Origin of the sequence: Kroppenstedtia guangzhouensis, assembly GCF_014637345.1 — a bacterium.
GTDB lineage: Bacteria > Bacillota > Bacilli > Thermoactinomycetales > DSM-45169 > Kroppenstedtia > Kroppenstedtia guangzhouensis.
In genome coordinates, this window is the sequence record NZ_BMEX01000037.1 from 1 (window position 1) to 6,940 (window position 6,940).

4 protein-coding genes are annotated in these 6,940 nt (G+C 48.5%); all 4 read right to left on the reverse strand.

Annotation, left to right across the window (positions count from 1 at the left end):
- Positions 1-79: 79 nt before the first annotated feature.
- A complete protein-coding gene (locus IEV46_RS17385) occupies positions 80-1,174 on the reverse strand; it encodes a tyrosine-type recombinase/integrase (RefSeq protein ID WP_188433810.1) in 1,095 nt (364 codons plus the stop codon).
- Between the two features lie 161 nt (positions 1,175-1,335).
- Positions 1,336-2,997 (reverse strand): mercury(II) reductase, encoded by a 1,662-nt coding sequence (merA, locus tag IEV46_RS17390; RefSeq protein WP_188433813.1) that lies wholly within the window; start codon positions 2,995-2,997, stop codon positions 1,336-1,338.
- A gap of 342 nt (positions 2,998-3,339) precedes the next feature.
- The gene (locus tag IEV46_RS17395; protein ID WP_188433815.1) at positions 3,340-3,684 is read right to left on the reverse strand and encodes an ArsR/SmtB family transcription factor; all 345 of its coding nucleotides are present in this window, start codon (positions 3,682-3,684) and stop codon (positions 3,340-3,342) included.
- A gap of 148 nt (positions 3,685-3,832) precedes the next feature.
- Complete coding sequence (locus IEV46_RS17400; protein ID WP_188433817.1) at positions 3,833-6,799, reverse strand: Tn3 family transposase; 2,967 nt, start codon at positions 6,797-6,799, stop codon at positions 3,833-3,835.
- Between the last annotated feature and the right edge of the window lie 141 nt (positions 6,800-6,940).

The following is a 6,940-nucleotide window of genomic DNA, read 5'->3' on the forward strand; positions in this document are numbered from 1 at the left end:
GGGGTAATACCAGCGAAGCTGTCACCAGGGGCAAAGTAGATTCCACAAAAAGTAAAACCCTCAATTGAGGGCTTTTTTATTAAAACTCTTCTACATATAGCGCTGCTAACTCCTCGGGTGGATTTGTGTAACGCTGGATATATCGTTGGGAACGATGGCCAAGACGCCGTTCCAGTTCATAAGCATCTGCACCAGTTTCTTGAGCTAATCGAAAAGCAAAGGTATGCCGGAGATCATGAGGACGTAAGGGCGAAATCTTTCGTGCTGAATCAGATACCTCTGCGTCATGCCAGCGCCCGATCTGATCCAATATCCCATTGATTGCACGTAAAGACAGTCTGCCATCTGACTTGCGAGCTGGTAATCCCTTAGGACTTAAGAAAAGCGCTTGAGTTTCATCTGTTACATCCTGTTCACGCTCTTTTTCCAGGTAATCAGCCAACGCTAAGCGGGCATCCACTGACAGAAACACCGTTCGTTCGGTATTTCCTTTCCCCTTAACCCGCTGAATCCTGGCTCGACGGACATTTTTCAGTTGTTCCGGTGTGTTGGGAAGAAGTTGGTCCCAATCTAAGTCAACTAACTCTTGGCGTCGGAGCCCCGTGGAAAGTAGGACATAAATGATGGCCCGGTCACGTGAGGGACGACTATGAGCTTTTAGCGGAGCTTGCTTCCCTTTCCAACGTCGTCCTTTCAACTGATGGAATCGCTCCAATCGATCACAGAGGTTTGTAAGGGATCGAACTTGCTCATCAGAGAGAGCCCGTGGCTCCAATGGAGGTAAGCCTAACTCCCGAATCCCTTGAGCTGGATCCCCAGCGGGAAATTGATCGGGATCCTGGGTTTGAACCCAAGTTGTAAAAGAGGACAGGGAAGCCAAATGGTTATTGATTGTTGCCGGTGCCAATTCCTGACTCTGAAGGGACCGCTGCCAAGATAACACATCCCGCTTCAAACAGGTGGAAATTCGATCGTGACCGTAAGACTCAATGAAATAATCCAGAAACCGTCTTAAGTGAAGTCCAATTTTCCGGGTGACCTCCTCGGAACGCACTCCAATCACTGTCAACTGCATATACCGTTTCATCCACTCATTCAAACTGTCTGGTACGTCATCAAAAGGCGTTCCATCCTTTCGTGAAGTGAATTGTTCGAGATAATGGACGTTTTCCACTCCGATTTCCCCCTCCATATGCATGAAACACTTCACAGAAGGGACATTCTGTGAAGTGTTTCATTTGATTATATCATAAGAGGAAATCGCTGAATTTTGTTAAGCTTGTTCGCCAGTTGCTGAATGTTTTTTCATAATTGTTTATCCTTCTTTTGTCTCTGTTAACCTGCACAACAGGAAAGCTTAGACACGTCTTTATCGAAGGTCAAAGCCGCCAATTTCAACCCTTCCGCCATCGTTAGGTATGGTGCCAGGGTTTCCCGCAGATCTTCCACCGTCAAACCATATTTCACCGCCAGGGTCGCTGCAAAAATGACGTCCCCGGCATTTTCCGCCACGATGTGGACCCCCAACACTTTTTGTGTCTGCTTATCGACCACCAGTTTAAATACACCGGTTGTTTCTCGATTGACAAGTGCCCGGGGAACCGCCTCAAGCGGCAAAACCGAGGATTGAACAAGATGGCCTTGGTCTTTCGCCTCCACCTCCGTCAAACCGACCGTGGCGATGGACGGATGGGTAAACGTCACCCCAGGAACCGCCCGAAGATCGATCTTGCGCTTCGCCGTACCCAGTGCGTTTTCCGCCGCAATCCCACCTTGATGAGCAGCCACGTAAACGAACTGCGGTCCTAATGTCACATCTCCCGCCGCATAGATCCGCGGGTTACTGGTTTGCTGGTATTCATCGACTACCACTTCCCCACGGGAGCCGACTTGAACGCCGGCAGCATCCAATTGGAGGGCGGGAGTGTTGGGCCGCCTTCCGGTGGCTACTAGCACTGCATCCGCCTCGATGACCCGTTTTTCGCCATCGATCGTGAGATGAATGGTGGTAATACCGCCGTTTTGTTCCACGCACTCAAACGAGGCGCCAGTGACCAGGCGGATCCCCTGCTCCGTCAACACTTGAGTCACCGCCTCGGAAACCTCGGGTTCGTACGTTTTCAACAGACGGGGGCTTCGCTGCATCAGGGTTACTTCAGCACCCAAATGGTGAAAGTACTGACCAAGCTCCAGCGCGATATACCCCGCTCCGATCACTGCCAAGCGTTTCGGCACTTCCTTTAACTCAAGCGCTGAAGTACTGGTCAGAAAATCGATCTCGTTGAGCCCTGGAATCTCCGGAACAGCGGGGGAAGCCCCGGTGGCGATCAAAAAGCGACGGGCCGTGATCTTACGACCGTCTACATCGACCGTTCGGTGATCCACGAACCGGGCTTCCCCATGGATAAGCTCAAACCCGTACTCATCGATCAAATCGATGTACTTTTGTTGTCGCAGTTGGTTTACCAGTTCGTCTTTCTGCTCGACCAACGCTTTCAGATCGACGGGGCCAGCCGATGTCTGAAGCCCCGCAAAGGGATGTTGACGAGCCAGATGTTGGGTTTCCCCCGCCCGGAGCAGGGTTTTGGACGGGACACAACCGATGTTGACACAGGTTCCCCCGACAGTACCGCGCTCCACCATCCCCACTTTGGCACCCTGGCCAACCGCTTGAATCGCGGCGGAAAAAGCGGCCCCTCCGGACCCGATGATCAGAAGATCGTAGTCCCCGCTCTCCTCTATACTGGAGGTACTTACTCCTTCCAGGGTCAAGATTTCTTCTCTCCCCGGCTGATACCCGGTTTGGGCAACGGCCCGTTTAGCCGCTTCGAGATCGGCGTCCCTTGCCACTTGAAAAATGGCTTCTCCCCGTTGAAAACTAGCAGCAACCTCCTTTGTGCCGGCATTCTCCAATACCTCTACGATGTGGTCTTCACACCCTGTACACGTCATTCCTTGAATGGGAAGTCGTACACGGAGGTTCTTTTCTTTTACCATTAGATCCACCTTTCCTTCTGATCAGAGTGTAGTTTCTCTTATTTTGTAATTTCCGCTGGATACCCCAGATCCGATACGGTTTGTTGAAGAGTTTTTACGTTCACTTTTTTTCCTTTGCCGTATACCATCACAACGGTCCCTTTGCTTCCTTTCAACGACTCCCACTTCACTTTCTGAACAACTTCAACTTCCTTTTCAGGGCGTTTTTGATGGTAGCGGTTTGCGATTCACCTGAAGCTGTCGAAACGGAGGAACCGTTCAAAATGAGCAACAAGCTCACAAAACATTCTTAGCCCCGATGGTTCTCGTCTCCAGCCATCTCTTTTGATTTATTTTGATCGCTTACATCCTTGTGCAGGAATTAATGTGTTCAGCGTTATCTGCAACCACCCCTCGGGCCATTTCGATGATCTCTCGGACACGAGGATCCATGACCCGGTAATAAACATATTTTCCTTCCTGGCGGGAAGTCACGAACCCGCACCACTTTAAGCACGCCAGTTGATTGGAGATCTGAGACTGTTTCATGCCCAATTCTTCCACCAGCTGCCCAACTCTTTTTTCCTCTTTCAATAAGGCAAGGACGATTTGCAATCGGGCGGGATTGGCAAGTCCATGAAAAAATTTAGACACCAGTTCTCCTTGTAACTGGGCTTGGATAGCAGTGGTTGATCCAAGTTGACTCATACCATTCACTCCCTAGGACTTTTATCTCCAGCAAACACATATTATAATATTTTAATACAATATTCAATTATAGGGGACCATGGGCTACATCCCCCCTTATTTCAATCAAAGAGGAGATCGGCTTTGAATTTGATGGACCACAATCCCGTTACGAAACACTCATGTTCCCCAAAGATAATCTTTCCTTCATGTTTAACCGGAAAGTTCCGTAAGGGTTCACATGGGAATAGATCAATGGCGTTAAAGCACGGAAGTCCTCCGGATATAGCTGGCTCAACAGCTTATGATCATCCTCCATTAAGACCTCCTGGATCATCAGAGTATTGATAAAGACCAGGCAGTTTTGCAACAGATGCAAAGATAATACCGCCACTTCCTGATCTTCCATCTGATTGGTTTGAATTTCCCCTCCTTTGCCATAAAAAATAAAGCTGTTGGCAGAATTCCAGTTCTCCACCACATTCAATCCTTCGTGGATTTCCCGGCGGATTTCCTCCGAATGAAGGTATTCACACAAGAAGATGGTCTTCACGGCTTTCCCTAATTCACTTAATGCCCGATACGTAGGGTGCCCGCTGCTTCGGATGAACCGTTTTAGGATTGCCTCCGTGTCCGCTGTCCCTAGACGAAGGGCCGTGGCGTATTTCATCATTTGATCGTACTGTTGGCGAATCAATTCCCAATTGATCGGACGTGTCAATACCGGCTGAAGGTGAGGATAAGCATCCGGCATCCCCGCTTCCGGTCGGTATAATTTTTGACTGTGAATCGCTTTAAACCGTGGCATCAAATGAAAGCCCAACAGGTGGCAAAAAGCGAAGGCCACTTCGCTTTGTCCGTGAGTATCCACGTAATTCTTCTCGATACTCATATCGGTACTGTGACGCAACAATCCCTCAATCATCGCAGCAACTTCTGACGAGGAACACGATTTTAGTTGGGAGTAGACACAAGTGGAGTTTTTCTCTACATGCCAATAAATCATTATTCCCCGACCCCGGTAGCGAATGTGCCATTCTGTCATCAAGTTTTGGTCCCACGCTCCGAACTTCTTGGAATCCGAAGCACAGGAGGTTGTCCCTTCACCCCAAATTTCCTGTAACCGATGGTTCAGGATGGCATTGACAACGGCTGCTGTGGCTTGACGGAGATTTTCCTTATGAATGAACTTTCGCCGAATATAAAGAAGGTCTTTATAGCTTTCACCGTGATCACCAGCGGAAATCCGCTTTAACCCCGTATTGGTTCCCAATCCGTACAAACAAAGGATTAATCGCTTTTGAATCGTCTCCCGATCCAATACCTCTCGAACTGCTACGGTTTTAAACCAATCGGTAAAACCGATTCGCAAATCCGCCTCTTTCAAGATGTCCAGCAAGTTTGTCATAGGCCATCGCTTCATGATTTGGGCTTTAATTAGGGTAAGGTTTCGTGGTTCGGGTTGGGGCTCTAAGGGAGAGACTGAGATCCACCCGTTTCCCTTGGTGGAGATTCGTACCTTTGGATTCGCTGGAATTCCAGTATTCAATCGTTCCAATCCCTCATGCATGGTCTGCTGGAGCTTTGTGATAAAAGCATCCGCTTCCAACGGTTGCTTTAATGCCTGATAATGCTCTTCTCGATATTGATCGAAGTCTTGCGGAAGATCTTCCTCTGGATTGCGATAACGATCCGCTCCCACCACCCAGATTTCTTTACAACGCAATTTGTCCCGTAAAGCGTGGAGCACACTAATTTCGTAATTGATCCGGTTGATTCGTTGTGTTTCCTGATCCATAACGGTTTCCACCCAAGCAGGCCGAACCACGCCTTCAATGGGAACATCGTCGGTTTCGGCGTAGTGGTGATGACTGGTGCGGGCGTATTGCTTCAACAACTGTAACGCTTGAATAACCGGTTGGTGTACATCATTGTTTGATCGAAAATGAAGTACATCCAGGATTTCCGGAACCATGCGCCGGTAATGCGTTCCATAGGAAGACCGCATCACGGTATAGACTTTCTGACGGTATGCTGGACCGGTATTTTTCATTTCCTTTACAAGTGATCGGAGTGTTTCTTCTTGGATGACTGGAAACAGAACCTCCCTCACAATTCCATCGGGGTGTTCCAGAGCTGTTTCCGCCAATCGATATAGAAGTCCCGTCTTTCCATGTACGCGTTTGAGGTCATGGAGGATCTCCTTTTCCACTTTGCGTTCCGCACGGGCACCGATTCGGTGCACAATCTGGTTCAAGAGTTCCACCAAATGATCCGTGATTTCCCGACTTCGGCTCCAGAAAAATGCGGACAACAGAGTATACCGTACCGGTGCCGGATGTCTCCGTAATTCCCGAATATCCTCGGTGACCGCACGTTGCCGATACCGTTTGATCATTTTAGGAGTGACCTTATGAAAAAGATCTTCTGGAAGTTGAAGATGACGGATCGTCCGGAGCTTGGATATCTCCCGGAACAAGCTATCCAACCCCACCCGTCCGGGATCTGCAACCAATTCACGAAAGGTGAGGGGTTGTTCTGGATCTTTAGGATTAAAATCTTCCTCAGTAGATTCAGATGTCCACAAATGAATGAGGGAGTCTATTCGGGCAATAGAAGTGTTGGACAAGCACTGATAGATCTGATCGAAAAAGGAGGTTTCGTATGTACGGGTGACAGAACGTACAACTCGGTCAAAACGCTCTGGTGTAGGTGGTTCCAACTGTCGCCGGCGAAACTCGGCATAGGCTTTTTCCTTTACCCATTCGAGTTCGATATTTCGAGGCAACACATGATCATGGACCCAATCCATCACTTCTTGAATGTCTTTGGTGGTCGATTCCCGAAATCCACAAAATTCTCGGATTTGAGATCGATGATATTTGATTGCTCTGCCGGTCCAGTCGTATTGAGAGAACAGTTGGGGATCAGTATTGATTTGTTTAGCAATGTAACTCACTACTGCTTTGGGAATCTCTTTTTTGGTAGCAGGAAAACGGGCCTGATACTGAAAAACCTTCAACAATACCGCGAAGCCGATCCGTGTTTCTCCTGTTTTGTTGCCCACCAACTGCATTTCCTTCGGAAGAAAAGTAAAATGTTCGATGAGTTCCTCCACATCCCAATTTCGCTTCAAGATGACAAGCCTCCCTCTGTAAATAAAGCAGTTTAGCCACATCTTAATGGGAGGCGAAATATAAAAAAAGCCCTCAATTGAGGGTTTTACTTTTTGTGGAATCTACTTTGCCCCTGGTGACAGCTTCGCTGGTATTACCCC